We start from the raw sequence: 14510 nt of genomic DNA on the forward strand, positions 1-14510 counted from the left end.
AAAAATGCAATTGTTATAAATTAACAGTTTGAATTTAACCTAATACCTGCAACCTGATACCTAACACCCTTTTCGATTAATTGATTATACTCAAAGTAGAAGAACCACATTTTGTTTTTTATCTATTCCTTATTTATTGTACATGATTAACCGTAAGATATAGCAACTTTTTTTATTATTTAAAAGGTTCGATCGAATCGAATATTGTGGTTCAAAAAAAAGCACAAAAACTTAATTAATTATTGAGCAAGTAAGTGAAATTAATTATGTATTTATTCTTAATAAAAATGAGAAAAAATGATAAATAAAAAAACTTAAGTATTGATACATCCACAAATATATTGAGACGATCGCATTGCTATAGAGAGTTAGTTATGGGGTAAAATCCTTCTCTCACAATGAAATGAATGTCATTGCTAATAGAGATAGTTATAGCAATTCTTATATTTATGAGGTACATAGAACAGACTAAAACCCATTATTATTAAGAAATAGGTGTACCTTACTATTTTGATAAACGCTATAAATAAATTTAACTCAATTTTATTGAAAAATATAAGGCTATTTTCAGTATGATAAATTATTTATTCAAATAGGGTAAAGGGCAATGGGCAATGGGCAAAGGAAGTTATCAAAATAATAAATGATAAAATTTAGAATTTTGTTTAACTATAATGCTTATTCTATAAAGTTTATAGCTTTTATTTTCTATTAATTTTGCATAGCTACTGTAGAAGAGTCCCATTTTAATTCAACCTAAAACCTGATACCTAAGCTAAGACGCATTTAACTTGCATTTTTTTCTAATAGTTAAAAATACTAATAACTATTGATTTAGAGCAACTCTTGCCTCTTGCCTCTTGCCTTTTGCCTTTCACAAAGTAAACATACAATTAATTTGCCTATCTACTTATGCCTTTATCTCGGATAATTACTATTGTTGTTGGTTTAAGCGTAATCTTCGGATTAATGCTATGGTTAATTAGTGCCTTATCTCGACTTTACAGCGAAATTGCATGGACTAGCCCATTTTTAGCTAATTTTCTGGTATTTATCCTTATTGTCTTGTTAATATGCTTTATTGCTATCTTTATCTACTATTTAGGGGTTTTACCAAATCGTCAAAGTGGCACAAGAGGAAAACACCGTAAAAATGTGCCGACTTTACCCGCCGAAAAAAATCAAATTGCCTCTAAAACTATTCAAGCAGTTAAAAAACAAGTTGCCCAAATTCAAGACGAAGTTACCCAAAAAGCATTATTAGCTAAATCTCAGCAAATTGAAGCCAATTTAACTACTGGTATCCTCAAAGTAGCCGTTTTTGGCACGGGAAGTGCTGGAAAAACCTCCCTCGTCAATGCTTTAATTGGTGAAATGGTTGGTGATGTAAATGCAAGTATGGGAACGACAACGGAAGGGGTGACTTATAGTCTGAAATTACCCCAAGCTAATCGAGAAATTTTGATTACGGATACCCCCGGTATTTTGGAAGTGGGCGCACCGGGGGAAATTAGGGAACAATTAGCGCGACAATTAGCTACAGAAGCGGATTTGTTGTTGTTTGTCTGTGATAATGATTTACGCGCTTCGGAGTTTATTCCTTTGGAGGCTTTAGCTAGTATTGGCAAACGATCGATCCTGATATTTAATAAGATAGACCTATATTCAGAAGAAGAACAAGAAATAATTATTGCTAACCTTCAACAAAGGGTAAAAAATTTTATTGCACCCGTGGATGTGTTAAAAGCCTGTGCCAATCCTCAACCTGTGCAGTTTTCTGAGGATGAAATGATACAACCAGAAGTTGAGATAACAGCAGTCATCAAACGTTTAGCCGCAATTTGTCGGGCGGAGGGAGATGATTTATTAGCGGATAACATTCTTTTGCAATCCCAACGGTTAGGGGAGGAGGCAAGAAAATTAATTAGTCAGCAAAGAAGCAGAGAAGCCGATAAAATCATTGTGCGTTATCAGTGGATTGGTGCAGGAGTTATTGCTTGTACCCCCCTTCCTGTAGTGGATATGTTGGCAACGGCGGCGGTAAATGCGCAGATGGTGGTAGAAATTGGACAGGTTTACGGATGTGACTTAAATAGTGAGACAGGGAGAGATTTAGCTTTATCTTTAGGTAAAACCCTTGTTAGCTTGGGAGTGGTAAAAGGTGCGATCGAACTTGTGGCAAAAGCCTTACAATTTACGGCGGCGACTTATGTTGTGGGTAAAGTGATTCAAGGCATTAGTGCCGCTTATTTAACCAGAATTGCGGGAAAAAGTTTTGTGGAATACTTCAGCCATGATCAAGATTGGGGTGACGGAGGCATAACAGAAGTAGTTCAAAGACAATTTAAACTCAGTCGCAAGGATGAATTTGTCAAAAGTTTTGTACAAGATGCCATAACCCGTGTGATTGAGCCGATTAAAGACACTTTAGATAATAATTTTCAGGAAGAAGAAATGGAATACAGTAACGATGTTTATTTTGATGATGGTGACGACTGGGGAAGTGATAATAAGTCTAGGGATGAATGGCGATAAGATAACACGTCACTGGCGATTCATCCCACGCTTGTTTAATTTTTTTTGTCGAAAACTAAGCGTGGGGCTTCTAGCCGATTAGCCTAAACCTAATAAACAAGCCATTAAAGCCTTTTGCGCGTGCATTCTATTTTCAGCTTCATCCCAAATGCGAGACTGTCTGCCTTCCATTACTTCGGCGGTAATCTCTTTTTCTCTATAGGCTGGAAGACAATGTAAAATAATCGCACTGTCATCAGCTAAATTGACTAACTCTTGATTGATTTGATAGGGTTGGAAAATGGGGATTCTTTGGGCGGTTTCTTCTTCCTGCCCCATACTTGCCCATACATCGGTATATAAAACATGGGCGTTTTCGGCGGCTTCTTTGGCGGATTGTGTTACAATTACTTGCTCAGGTTTTTTGGCTAAGGCTTGGGCTTGTTTGACTATATTTTCATCGGGTAAATAGCCTTCTGGAGATGCGATGCGTACATTCATGCCCATTAAGACTCCCCCCAATAATAAGGAGTGTGCCACATTATTACCATCTCCTAAGTAGGTGAGGGTTAACCCTTCTAAACAACCAAAAGATTCTTCGATCGTCTGCAAATCTGCTAGAATCTGACAGGGATGCTCTAAGTCTGTTAAAGCGTTAATAATGGGAATATCACTATAGTCAGCAAAAGTTTCTATATCTTCTTGGGCAAAGGTGCGAATGGCTAAAATGTCTAAGTATCGATCGAGTACTCTAGCTGTATCCTCTAATGGTTCACCTCTACCGACTTGAGTGCGACTAGGATTTAAGTCGATAACATTACCGCCTAATTGATACATTGCCACGCTAAAAGAAACCCTTGTGCGAGTAGATGCTTTATAAAATAAAAGCCCTAAAGTTTTATTGCTGTTGAATTTTTTTTCACCCTTTTTCAAATCTGAAGCTAAATCAAGAACAGTTCTCATTTCTTCGGGGGTTAAGTCTGCTATACTTAATAAATCTCTACCTTTTAAACTACTCATAAATTAAATTTTGCTTCTAAAATAATTTTTTTAATCTTAACCTAACCTGAGAAAAGTTTACCATAAATTTCTTCTCGATCGAATTGATAATTTTCAGAAAATTTCCCCGAATGTTTACTAGCTAATCCTAAAAAAACTTCTTTTTTTGTCTCTAATTTTTCATTTTGTATTAATTTAATATCTTAATTTTTAACTCTATTTAAGCAACTAAAGTTTGTAATTTAGCTAAAACTTCATCAATTAAAAATGAGGGAGATTCTTCAACAAAAGTAGTTTGTCTAGCTATACAATCCACTGCTCTAATTTGATCAACTAAAACAACTCCACGAGTTTGCATTTCTGGAGGTAATTCTACCTCAAAAACCCATCCTTTTTTACGACTGGTAATCGGACAAATTAAAATAATTTTAGAAATTTGATTATAAGTAATAGGAGATATAACAAAAGCAGGACGATACCCTGATTGTTCACTACCAGTACGAGGATTTAATTCAAGTTTGATAATATCACCTCTTTGGGGGATACGATTACTAATTTTTACCAAATTTCTTCTCCCACAGATTCTCCCCAATCTAATTCATCATGTTGCATGGCTGAGGAGGCATTTTTTAGCAATTCCTCAAGGGTATATTTTGGTTTTGCAGGAGTAAGGATAATTTTATTATCTTCAATAACAATATTTAATAATTCCCCTTCTTGTAATTTAACTTGCTGAGTTATAGCTTGAGGAAGTCTAATTCCCAAGGAATTTCCCCACATACCAATTTTCTGGGTAATCATATAGTTTTGGTTTGAGATCACTTGTTTATACATTAAATATACCAAAATCAAGAACCATTTTTCATCAATAATTAAGAGTGACTAAAAAATCTTTTGATAAGAGAGGATTTTAGGTAAAGTAATAAACAGGTGTTGAGATTTTAATATTTAAACTCCGTAATCTATATTCAATTAGAAAAAATTAAAACACTATATAGATGTGTTATTAAAATCTTTAAATGAATTAGAACAAAAGGAATTAATACAAGTTACAAATAGGTTCAATGATGGTAATATTACTTATAGAATTATCTAATTAACTCAAGAAAATAAAGTTTTTTGGATTAGAAATTTTCAAAAATCGGGCTATAAGCCCGAAATACTCTTCAAAAATTATAATTTTTGGGGGAATTTAAGTCTGCTATACTGAATAAATCTCTACCTTTTAAACTACTCATAAATTAAATTTTGCTTCTAAAATAATTTTTTGATCTTAACCTAACCTGAGAAAAGTTTATCATAGAGATAGAATCTTATGGTGGCTAGTACAATGAATGAAGTTTATCGAGTTTTGGAATGTCGCCCTGACAGTTATCAAGGATGGTATCATCAGGGAAATAAATTAAGAGAGGGTAATTTCTGTCAAGATGCTTTATATAGCTATGAAAGAGCGATCGAATATCACCCTGACGACTATTTTGCATGGTATTATCGAGGAAAAGTATTAGAAGAATTAGGCAAGTATCAAGAAGCCGTTGCTAGTTTGCAAAAAGCCTGTGACATTGAGTCAGATAACTATTGGTCATGGTATGATCAAGGCTATATATGGCAAAAAAGATTAGAGAATCATAGGGAAGCCATCAAATGTTTTCATAAGGCATTGAATCACAAAGCTGATGACTATTGGGCAACCTTTCGTTTAGCAAAATCTTACTATCATCAACACAAGTATTTAAAAGCATTAGATTATATTCAAAAAGCATTAAGGCTTCGTCATCACGATTATTGGAGTTACTACTGGCAAGGGGAATGTCAACAAAAATTGAAACAGTGGGAAAACGCCAAAAACAGTTATTTACAGGCTTTAACTATTAAACCCGAAGATTATTGGGCATTGTTGCAGATAGCGACTATTTATCAAAGACAGTGTTTATATAGGGAGGCGATTATTTATTATGAAAAACTGCGAGAAGTCTATGAGGTTGAAGAGGAAACCTTACAACAGTTAACTATCTGTTATCAAATTTTAGGAATCTCCCGATAATTATAATTATCCTCCGTAAAACAGGCATCTTGCCTGTATTTTTATTACTAGATGAGGATTACGCACCTGTAACGATATTCTGTCATTCCGAGAGTAGCGAAGGAATCTCAATCCCTTTGAGAGAGGGAAAAGGCAAACGTTTGAGTCATTTTTAATAGTAAAAAAAGTAAGTTAAATGCGTCTTGACTTATATCTCGGCATTTTGTTGGGTTAAGCTATGTATAAACGTTTTGTTAGGTTATGCTATGTATAGTCTTTTTATTAGGCTACATCATGTATAGTCGTTTTTTTGGGTTACGCTATCGCTAACCCAACCTACAATTTGTCAATTGAGGGATTGATTGATAACAAAAGTAAATGGTACAAAATTTGTAAAATTCTATCATTAGGTGTCAACAAGTGACGAAAAATTGCGATCGAATCACCATCGGTGAGACATTATCCGATAATCAACAATTAGGCTTAGAATTAGTCTCTAAATTTAGTGGCGGTAGAGATGTGGTGTTTGCGGTGGATTTAACGGAAAGTGTCAGTCTTGATGATGCTGGTAGGGTAAGGTTAAAACAAATTGTACAGGATAGTTTAACCAAAGGCGATCGAGTTTATATTGTACCCTTTTCTTCTCAGATTAATCCCACTAATCCCGATATTAACCCTATTTCGATCGACAATGCCATTATCTTTACCAATCCAAAAGAAGATATTGAAAGAATTATCGAGCAAATCCCTTTACAAGCTAATCTTAACGAGAAAAACACCGATATTCAACGAGCAGAGCATTTTATATACCAAAATTTAGCTCATATCAATCAAAAACGTCTCTGTGAGAATCAACCGATTAAACATCAATCCGTAGTGTGGTTAACGGATGCACCCTTAAAAACCGAAGCGGGTATCACTTCTGATGTATGGGTAGAAACTCCCTATAATAGCCCCTATCGTAATTCTACATCAACGGAGAGTCTCGATCGAGCCAACTGGTTAAAACATCTTCCCATTACCAGTAACAGTAGAGAGTTTGACAACTATCAATTAACAGTAGTAGATATTAAACCCACTGTACAAGAATTTTGCACTCCAGCCCCCGGAGGAAAAGAAACTTGTGTAGTAAATAGTTATATCGCTAGTCAATTATGGCTACCTACTACCATTTTATCTGTAATTCTTCTTGGCTTATTAGGGGGAGGAATTTTTTGGTGGAGATATATTAATAGTATTAAAAAGCCTTTCAAAATGTCGATCGAAATTAATGATAATGAGGAGAAAGAAATCAAATATTTATACAATCAAAAAAGTATCTCTATTGGGGAAGATATAGAGTGTAAAGGGGGAGAAATTAGAGGTTATTTAAAACGAGAAGGTAATAAACTTTTTATCGAGCCTAATAAAATATTACCTATTATTTATAAAGGGAAAGAATTAAAACAAAAACAGTTAATTGAAGGGAATATCATTAGACTTAGTTGTCCATCTAATGAGATAGATTTTGAAATTAAAATTATTGTATCAAAAAATTAGTATCAAAAAATTTTTTTTATTAATTACAGTTAAATATTTTAGGAGGAAAAATAATGAATTTTTCAGAGATAAAAAACTTCCCAAAATCTATATTAAAAGATATTTGCGATCGATGGTTAATCAAAGAATTAGCTTTATTTGGTTCAATTTTAACAGATAAATTTAATGATGAAAGTGATATTGATATTTTAGTAACATTTGATGATAATGCTATGTGGAGTCTTTTTGATATTGTTAGACTCAAAAACGAGCTTAAAAATGTATTCAAGAAAGACGTTGATTTGGTAGAAAAATCTGCTTTATCTAATCCCTTTATTCGTTATGAAATTTTGAACAATAACTATATTCTTTATGAATCAAATTAACAAAAATCATGCCTTTCTTTGGGATATGTCTCAATCCTGTCAAAGAATACTCCTCTTTATCAAAAATACCTCATGGGAAGACTATCAAAATGATATTTTATTGCAAAGTGCCATTGAAAGACAACTAGAAATTTTAGGAGAGGCGGCGAGACGAATTCCTCTTGATTTTCAACAAAAAAATACTCAAATTCCTTGGAGTGATATTATTGGGCAAAGAAATATTATCGCTCATCAATACGAAAAAATTAATCAAAAAAGAATCTGGCAAGTGGTTACTGTTGACATACCTCATCTTATTATCGAATTAGAAAAATTAATCCCTTCATTTCCTCCTGAAAATTAGACTTCCTCAATCATGGAAGAGAATAACTTTAGCAACCAAAAATAAAAAAATCTCAAATTTTGCATAAATTCCCCGTTTATTACTGATAATTAATTAGTAGTCCCAATATTTTGTAATAATTATGCCTAACAATAACCCTACAGAAACAAAAACCCTCAATATTAAACGCACCATTTGTATTGGCTTAGGCGGTACGGGTAGAGATATTTTAATGCAAATTCGCCGTCTCATCGTCGATCGATATGGTAAACTAAGCGAGTTACCCGTAGTCAGTTTCGTGCATATAGACACCGATAAAAACGCCTCTCAAACGACAGGATTAAAAACGGGAGACACCTATCACGGGGAGAATATCTTATTTAAACCTGCGGAAACCGTCACCGCTACCATGAATAAACAGGAAATAGATGACTTGAGTAAAGGCTTAGAAAGAAGAAATCCTCATGAAAGAACATCTCCTTATGACCATATTGGCACATGGTTTCCCAAGCAAATATTAAAAGATGTTAAATCTATTGAAAACGGTGCAGGGGCAATTCGTCCAGTAGGCAGACTCGCTTTTTTTCATAACTACAGCAAAATTCATCAAGCCATCGATACTGCGGATAATGCTACAGTTGGTCATGCTCAACGATTACTCAGTAAGAATATTGTAGTTGAATCTGGTACTAATATTATCATCATTGGTTCGCTATGTGGGGGTACAGGAAGCGGTACATTTATTGACATGGCTTACAGTTTAAGGGAAAAATACGGCTATGAAATCGATACCGATATAACTGCTTATTTGATTATCGCCCCCGAATTATACGGCAATACTCCTAGTGTAAAAGCTAACACCTATGCCGCCTTAAAAGAATTAAATTATTATACCGCTCAAGGTACAAATTTTAGTGCTAATTATGATCCAGTAAATTTATTTTCTGTCAGTGAAAATCGCCCTCCTTTTGACTTTGTTTATTTAGTCGGAAATCGTACTAATAGCGGACATAAAATAGTGAGAAAAGAGAAGTTATCTCAAATAATTGCCCATAAAATATTTGCTGATTTTGCTGAAGAAATATCTATTAATATTAAAGGACATAGAGATAACGTCAAAAAATATTTTAGCGTTTATGACGAACATCCTCGCCCCAATGCTCAAAGATATTTAACCTTCGGATTAGCGAAGATTTATTTTCCTCGTGATTTGACGATCGCAATCTGTTTAAATAAAGTTAAAATAAAATTAATTAACTTCTGGTTATATGGTGAAGGGCAAAGTCCAGATTCAGCAGAATTACTAGATAAATTTTTATTAAATTGGCAATCAAAAAATGACATTAATCCTAGTATTTTTAAAGCCAAATTAGAAGCTATTACCCAAGAAAATGATAAGACATTTAAACAGGTACTAAAAACTTGGTTAAGTAAAAATCAACAGGAAATTGATAACTGTAAAAATGCAGAAGATAGACAAAGATTTATCGAGAAAATTCGTAGCGAAATCAAGAGTCAATTTAAGAAAGTACAACAGGGAGAAACAGAAAACATCAGAGGTTCATGGTTAACCCAATTACAAAAAAATAGTGTTAAACTAGAGAAACAATTTACTCAAGATATTCTCAATTATTTTGCTAATTTACTCGAACCTTCTAACCCGAATTTTGCCTTAGATAATAGTCGAGGTTGGCTAGAGGCATTATTAACTAAATTAAATGAATATGTAAAAGAATTAGAGGAAGAAAAAGAGAAAGCTACTGCCTTTGTTACCATCGAAAATATAGATAAAAAATGGCAAGATTCTTGTCAGAAAATTGAAGATATTGAAACCGATAAAAAAGGTTTCTTAGGTATTGGTGGTAAATCTAATAATACTAAGAATAAAGAATTTCAAGAAGAAGCAAATCAAGGTATTCAAGATATTAATAAACTGATTAAATGTAACTTTGATTTAACCTTAACAGAAGAAGCTCTGAAAATTGCCACAAATTTGAGACAATTAGTGTTAGAGTTAAAAACAAAAACCAGTAACTTTTATAATCTTCTCCAAGATTTAGAAGGTTTTTATAACAGAAAAGGAGAAGATTTAAGTCACATTGATGACGATGAAATTAATGGAGAAGCAGTATTTGAAGCTGATGATAATGATCAATATTATCAAAATTTGTTGCCCGATCGAGAAAGAAGAAATTTATTAGTTGAAGTCAGTCATAAAATTAATGAAAGTGCAACTTTACCTCCTTCTTTACTGCATTTTTTCACCGCAGGAAGAATTATCGATGACAAAGAATTAAGTCAAACTATCGACAGTAATATTGAGGCAAAATTCGGGGATAAAACCTTTGATTTAACGGAGTCAGTAGTTAATCGTTTTGTACAAAAATATCCCTTTTCTGACGGGCAAACTCGCTTAAAACAAATTATCGATGAAGCGGATGTTTTATTACCTTTAAATAGTAATGCTCCTTATTTTGTTAATGATGCAGATAAAACGAAACAAATTATCGGTTTTAAACAGACGGATGACAGAGAAAATAAGCAGTTTAAAGACTTATTAAAAGATATTCCCATTCAATCTGATATGTTAGTGCCGATTCAAACCAAAAATGAAATTTTTATCATTAAAGAATTTGCAGGTTTTCCTTTAAGAATTGTTAATGGTTTAAGGGAATTAAGAGAACAATACGATCGACAAAAACGCCTCTATGACGGTTATAATTTACATAATGATTCTCAAGTTTTCTTCCTTGATATTATTCCTCCCGATGGGCGAGAAATGGAATTATTGCAGGATGATTTTTATACTTGTTTAGCCTTTGGTAAAATTCAAAAAAATACCGATAATAATAACTATTATTTGGAGTTAGAAGATACCTTCAGAGATGAATATTATGATGTCGAAATTAGCGGTATTTGGGAAGAAGCCTTAGAAACTGTTAGCCAAAATGACACTATCAGAAAACATTTAGCTGATACGGTGAAAAACATAGAAGAAGAAGTCAGAGAAAATCCTGATTTATTCCAAGAAATTTACTATGAAAACCTCAAAAAATTTGTCGATGAATTAGACGCATTGACAGAATATGACATCAATTATAGTCAGAAAAAATTAGTTTTAGGAGAAAGAGCCGATCGAACTTCTTTAGGTAAAGATGGTATCTTAAAGAGAATATACGATCGATTTATCAACATTGTCAATGAAGCACAACAAGGCGGAATTGTCAAGAAAAAACGCTCATTATCCGCAAGAAAAAATGAGCAACAGCAGAAACTATTGACATCAGGTAAAACGGAAAATAATGGAAAGAATTATCAAGCTAATAATAGTAAAAATACAGACATAGTAGAAGCAGATGTTATTTATGAAACTGAATCTGATTATTGGGAAGATAATTCTAATACAATAACAGAAGAATTTGATCAAGAATTTCGTAAACAATGGGGGGGAGTTAATATGCAAAAAGTATTTGATTTACACGATAAAAATATCATTAGTGATGAAACTTTGAAAAAAATTATTAGATTTAATGGAGGTTAATTTTTATTAATAATTAGATGTCATATTTAACCTATAAGATCGTAAAATTATTATTTTATAGGTTTTGATAATTCAGATAATTCAATCAATTAAAATATTTTAACTTAATTAATGGCAGGAATAAATTTTGAGATAGAAATTGATGTAAAGCATATCCCAAAACATTTACCTGAGACTCCTCAAATGAAAAGACTTTTAAAAAAAGGACTTTCAGCTCATATTTTTAAAGATATTGATACTTTAGAAAGAGTTGCCCAAGCAATTATACAAAGAGGAGAATATACAGGTAAAATAAGAAAATATCAAAGATATGGCTTATATTTTACAGAATTAATTGGTTATCGTATCAGTCCTGATTTAACCAAAATACCTTTATATTATGGAGAAATTAAAATCAATGAATTTAAGCAATACCACGTTACCCCAAGAACTAAACCAAGTCAAGAATAATTGGATATTCACAGAAGTTTGGATAGATGCCATGTTAACTCCCCCTTATCTACTTTTATTATTGGCAAATAACGAAGGAAAATACAATATTTATGATCCTGCTAAAAACTATGAAATCATTTTTTCTACCGATAATTATGATACTGCTAAAACATGGTTATTAGAGGATGAATATGAACCCCTAGAAGGTAAATTATTTTTAGAAGAATTACTGTAACAAAATCAACATTAATTAACTATGAAAAAAAGACTAAATCTAACCAATATCAAAATTTATTAACAACATTTGGACAATGGAAAGATACCAAAACTGATGAGAAAATTATTAAAGAAATATACCATCTCGAATAAATTTAGAAAAAAATAAATGATTAAAATTTTGCCACACCACGAGAATCATAAACCATTTGCAAACATTCTTGAAAATCATCTCCTACCCATTTTCCAGCATGACGTGAAATGGATTTTCCCGAACCTTGACGATCGAACTGTGTTGAATTAGACTTGTTAGCATTCGATTCTTGTTTCATTTTTTCCACTAAAATCAAAATCTCGTTTAATTCTTCTTCAGACATTGATTCTATTTCTTGTAAAAGTATTTGTTTTGTTGTCATAACATTTAATGTAATTGAAATAAATTTATTATATCATATAAATATATCCTTATAAAATATTTTTGCTCAAAACTAAAATTATGCTAGAAACTTTCAAAATTTTCCCTTTATGGTTAACCATAACAACAGTTATTTTTGTTATTTTACCTGCTATTTTATCAGCTTTTACTAGACGTAGTTTATATCAACATTTACGAGATTTAGAAAAGAAAACAAGAAGATTAGTTAATGGTGATAGTGAAGGAATACAACCTAGATTTATTAATCTTTTGCAACAAAGATTTACAAAATCAAGTCAACAGATAGAAAATGTTAATACCATTGCCTTAATTGATGGAGTATATCATCAAGAAACCATCACTTTTTTAAATATTAAAATTCGTTGTGAAGAAGCGGAATATATCACTAAAACTATTCCTAATTTACTCTTAGCTTTTGGTTTATTAGGTACATTTTTAGGCATCACCTTAAACTTAAATAGTATCAGTCAAATTATTAATACTGGCGGTACAAATATTATTGATTTAACCAGTCAATTACAGCAACCTTTGCAAAGTATGGGGATTGCTTTTATTACCAGTTTAATTGGCTTATTATGTGCATCAATTTTGACAATAATTAATCTTAAATATAATATTAGTTTAGAGAAAAATTCCTTACTTAATAACTTAGAAGATTATCTCGATAATATTTATAAACCTTTGGTAGAAGGTGACACAAGACTTGATAAAGCCGTTAATAAAATGGTGGATAAACAAACGGAATTTTTAACAAGATTTCATGAAAATGTAGGGCAAGTTTTAGAGCGAACTTTTAAACAAGCGGCAGATAGAATTGCCGAAGAAAATGAGAAATCACAAAAAATAATTACTCAACTCTATGAAAATTTATTCGATGCTTGTAGTTCAATTAATACGGGAGCAAACATTTTTAAAGAGTGTATAGTTAAGTTAGGGAATGAAATACAAAATCTTCAAAATATCATGCCAATTTTAAGAAAAAATATTGAAAATTTTGATAAAAGTTCTAATATTATATTAATAGCATCTAACAATATTAAGGAAAGTAAATTTAGTGAAAATTTAGAAAAAATTACTGTTGATTTAGCCGAAACTGAAAGTAAGTTTACAGAAACAACCAAGTTATTAGCTAATTGTACTTTAGCTATGGCTAATCATAATGAAAAAGCGACTAATTTAGCTCAACAAGTTTATGAAGAATTTAAAACCTCTACGGCTACATTAGCATCAAGTTCGATCGAATTTGTTAATTCAGCTAAAATAATTAGGGATAGTCAATTTAATGATCATTTAGCTAAAAGTACTGAAAATTTAGCAACTATTCAACAATTATTTTTAGAAACTATTAATACTCTTAATCAGATAGTAAAACCAATTACGATTAATGTGAAAAGTTTAGAACTTTCTACCGATAAAATGCAACAATTAGCCCAAAATGTTAATAAAATTGAATCTAATATTAGCACCATAAATGATCGATATTTAGAAATGACTAATACCAGTGGAGAAATTTTATTAAAACTGGGAGAAATTACCGTTAAAACTAATAATAGCTATAGTGAAGTTATTGATAATTTAAACAAGATAACGACACAATTTAGTGATAATTTTAATCATAATTATCCTTCTCTCATTGGTGAATTAAAAGAAGATATTTTAAATGAAAATTACAATTTAAAAGGCTTAACTTATAGATTAATAAGTGAAGTAAAACAAAAGGCAACAGATATTAATTATTTATCAGAAATTGAAGGAGATAAAATTCTGACAGAAACTAGCTTGAAATATTTACCTAAAATAGAAGAAAAACTGAGAGAAATTTCTGCTAAATTTAAACAATATCATTATGATCATATTGATAAAGATGGAAGAAAATGTACTCCTGAAGAAGCCGAAATAATTGCTAATGAATTAAGATATTTAGGCATGGAAATAAGAAATATTCAAAATATATCAGATTTAAGATTAATGTATAGAGTAACTTCTTTATTTTCCTATCAAATATCACGATTTAGACATTATAAATCTAGTAAATATAGTATATCTAATTTTATCAGAAATGAAATTTTAAATACTTTAAATGAATGTATGGCTAAAAGTTATTATTTAAGTTAATACTTAAT

General features: G+C 31.6%; 13 protein-coding genes. 9 read left to right on the forward strand and 4 right to left on the reverse strand.

Annotation, left to right across the window (positions count from 1 at the left end; translation table 11 throughout):
• Positions 1-912: 912 nt before the first annotated feature.
• Positions 913-2535: a DUF697 domain-containing protein gene (locus tag ACN4EE_RS12265; protein WP_431706736.1), complete on the forward strand. Its 1623-nt coding sequence runs from the start codon at positions 913-915 to the stop codon at positions 2533-2535.
• A gap of 78 nt (positions 2536-2613) precedes the next feature.
• Here the strand turns inward: ACN4EE_RS12265 and argF are convergent, their stop codons facing one another.
• From argF to ACN4EE_RS12280, 3 genes are all read right to left on the reverse strand, one after another.
• The gene (gene argF, locus ACN4EE_RS12270) at positions 2614-3534 is read right to left on the reverse strand and encodes an ornithine carbamoyltransferase (protein ID WP_431706737.1); all 921 of its coding nucleotides are present in this window, start codon (positions 3532-3534) and stop codon (positions 2614-2616) included.
• 199 nt (positions 3535-3733) lie between these two features.
• On the reverse strand, positions 3734-4078 hold the full coding sequence (locus ACN4EE_RS12275) for a type II toxin-antitoxin system PemK/MazF family toxin (protein WP_431706738.1): 345 nt from the start codon (positions 4076-4078) through the stop codon (positions 3734-3736).
• A complete protein-coding gene (locus ACN4EE_RS12280; RefSeq protein WP_431706739.1) occupies positions 4072-4314 on the reverse strand; it encodes an AbrB/MazE/SpoVT family DNA-binding domain-containing protein in 243 nt (80 codons plus the stop codon). Before ACN4EE_RS12280 ends, ACN4EE_RS12275 begins: the two co-directional genes overlap by 7 nt.
• A 514-nt stretch (positions 4315-4828) precedes the next feature.
• Here ACN4EE_RS12280 and ACN4EE_RS12285 point away from each other — a divergent pair.
• The 7 genes from ACN4EE_RS12285 to ACN4EE_RS12315 all read left to right on the forward strand — a co-directional run bounded on the left by ACN4EE_RS12285 (position 4829) and on the right by ACN4EE_RS12315 (position 11970).
• Positions 4829-5557, forward strand: a complete 729-nt coding sequence (locus ACN4EE_RS12285; protein WP_431706740.1) for a tetratricopeptide repeat protein — start codon at positions 4829-4831, stop codon at positions 5555-5557.
• Positions 5558-5956: 399 nt separating this feature from the next.
• Positions 5957-7075: a vWA domain-containing protein gene (locus ACN4EE_RS12290; protein WP_431706741.1), complete on the forward strand. Its 1119-nt coding sequence runs from the start codon at positions 5957-5959 to the stop codon at positions 7073-7075.
• 53 nt (positions 7076-7128) lie between these two features.
• Positions 7129-7440, forward strand: a complete 312-nt coding sequence (locus tag ACN4EE_RS12295) for a nucleotidyltransferase family protein (RefSeq protein ID WP_431706742.1) — start codon at positions 7129-7131, stop codon at positions 7438-7440.
• Positions 7427-7783 carry a HepT-like ribonuclease domain-containing protein gene (locus ACN4EE_RS12300; protein WP_431706743.1) on the forward strand — a complete coding sequence of 119 codons (357 nt, stop codon included), beginning with the start codon at positions 7427-7429 and terminating at the stop codon, positions 7781-7783. The genes ACN4EE_RS12295 and ACN4EE_RS12300 overlap by 14 nt, the downstream gene beginning before the upstream one ends.
• A 121-nt stretch (positions 7784-7904) precedes the next feature.
• Positions 7905-11303 carry a tubulin-like doman-containing protein gene (locus tag ACN4EE_RS12305; protein ID WP_431706744.1) on the forward strand — a complete coding sequence of 1133 codons (3399 nt, stop codon included), beginning with the start codon at positions 7905-7907 and terminating at the stop codon, positions 11301-11303.
• A gap of 111 nt (positions 11304-11414) precedes the next feature.
• Positions 11415-11753 carry a DUF6972 family protein gene (locus ACN4EE_RS12310; protein WP_431706745.1) on the forward strand — a complete coding sequence of 113 codons (339 nt, stop codon included), beginning with the start codon at positions 11415-11417 and terminating at the stop codon, positions 11751-11753.
• Positions 11701-11970, forward strand: coding sequence for a hypothetical protein (locus ACN4EE_RS12315; RefSeq protein ID WP_431706746.1), 270 nt, complete (start codon positions 11701-11703; stop codon positions 11968-11970). Before ACN4EE_RS12310 ends, ACN4EE_RS12315 begins: the two co-directional genes overlap by 53 nt.
• Before the next feature lie 154 nt (positions 11971-12124).
• Here ACN4EE_RS12315 and ACN4EE_RS12320 read toward each other — a convergent pair whose 3' ends face one another.
• The gene (locus ACN4EE_RS12320) at positions 12125-12367 is read right to left on the reverse strand and encodes a hypothetical protein (protein WP_431706747.1); all 243 of its coding nucleotides are present in this window, start codon (positions 12365-12367) and stop codon (positions 12125-12127) included.
• A gap of 80 nt (positions 12368-12447) precedes the next feature.
• On the opposite strand from ACN4EE_RS12320, the gene ACN4EE_RS12325 reads away from it, so the two are divergent.
• Positions 12448-14502 carry a hypothetical protein gene (locus tag ACN4EE_RS12325; RefSeq protein WP_431706748.1) on the forward strand — a complete coding sequence of 685 codons (2055 nt, stop codon included), beginning with the start codon at positions 12448-12450 and terminating at the stop codon, positions 14500-14502.
• Positions 14503-14510: the final 8 nt, after the last annotated feature.

The organism is Geminocystis sp. CENA526 (assembly GCF_050753365.1).
Lineage (GTDB): Bacteria > Cyanobacteriota > Cyanobacteriia > Cyanobacteriales > Cyanobacteriaceae > Geminocystis.

Excerpts from the sequence above, each read along its gene's own strand:
- ACN4EE_RS12265 (WP_431706736.1), top strand. The coding sequence starts at position 913 with ATGCCTTTATCTCGGATAATTACTATTGTTGTTGGTTTAAGCGTAATC.
- ACN4EE_RS12315 (WP_431706746.1), top strand. The coding sequence starts at position 11,701 with ATGAATTTAAGCAATACCACGTTACCCCAAGAACTAAACCAAGTCAAG.
- ACN4EE_RS12285 (WP_431706740.1), top strand. The coding sequence starts at position 4,829 with ATGGTGGCTAGTACAATGAATGAAGTTTATCGAGTTTTGGAATGTCGC.
- ACN4EE_RS12320 (WP_431706747.1), bottom strand. The coding sequence starts at position 12,367 with ATGACAACAAAACAAATACTTTTACAAGAAATAGAATCAATGTCTGAA.
- ACN4EE_RS12310 (WP_431706745.1), top strand. The coding sequence starts at position 11,415 with ATGGCAGGAATAAATTTTGAGATAGAAATTGATGTAAAGCATATCCCA.
- ACN4EE_RS12280 (WP_431706739.1), bottom strand. The coding sequence starts at position 4,314 with ATGATTACCCAGAAAATTGGTATGTGGGGAAATTCCTTGGGAATTAGA.
- argF (WP_431706737.1), bottom strand. The coding sequence starts at position 3,534 with ATGAGTAGTTTAAAAGGTAGAGATTTATTAAGTATAGCAGACTTAACC.
- ACN4EE_RS12300 (WP_431706743.1), top strand. The coding sequence starts at position 7,427 with ATGAATCAAATTAACAAAAATCATGCCTTTCTTTGGGATATGTCTCAA.
- ACN4EE_RS12305 (WP_431706744.1), top strand. The coding sequence starts at position 7,905 with ATGCCTAACAATAACCCTACAGAAACAAAAACCCTCAATATTAAACGC.
- ACN4EE_RS12295 (WP_431706742.1), top strand. The coding sequence starts at position 7,129 with ATGAATTTTTCAGAGATAAAAAACTTCCCAAAATCTATATTAAAAGAT.
- ACN4EE_RS12325 (WP_431706748.1), top strand. The coding sequence starts at position 12,448 with ATGCTAGAAACTTTCAAAATTTTCCCTTTATGGTTAACCATAACAACA.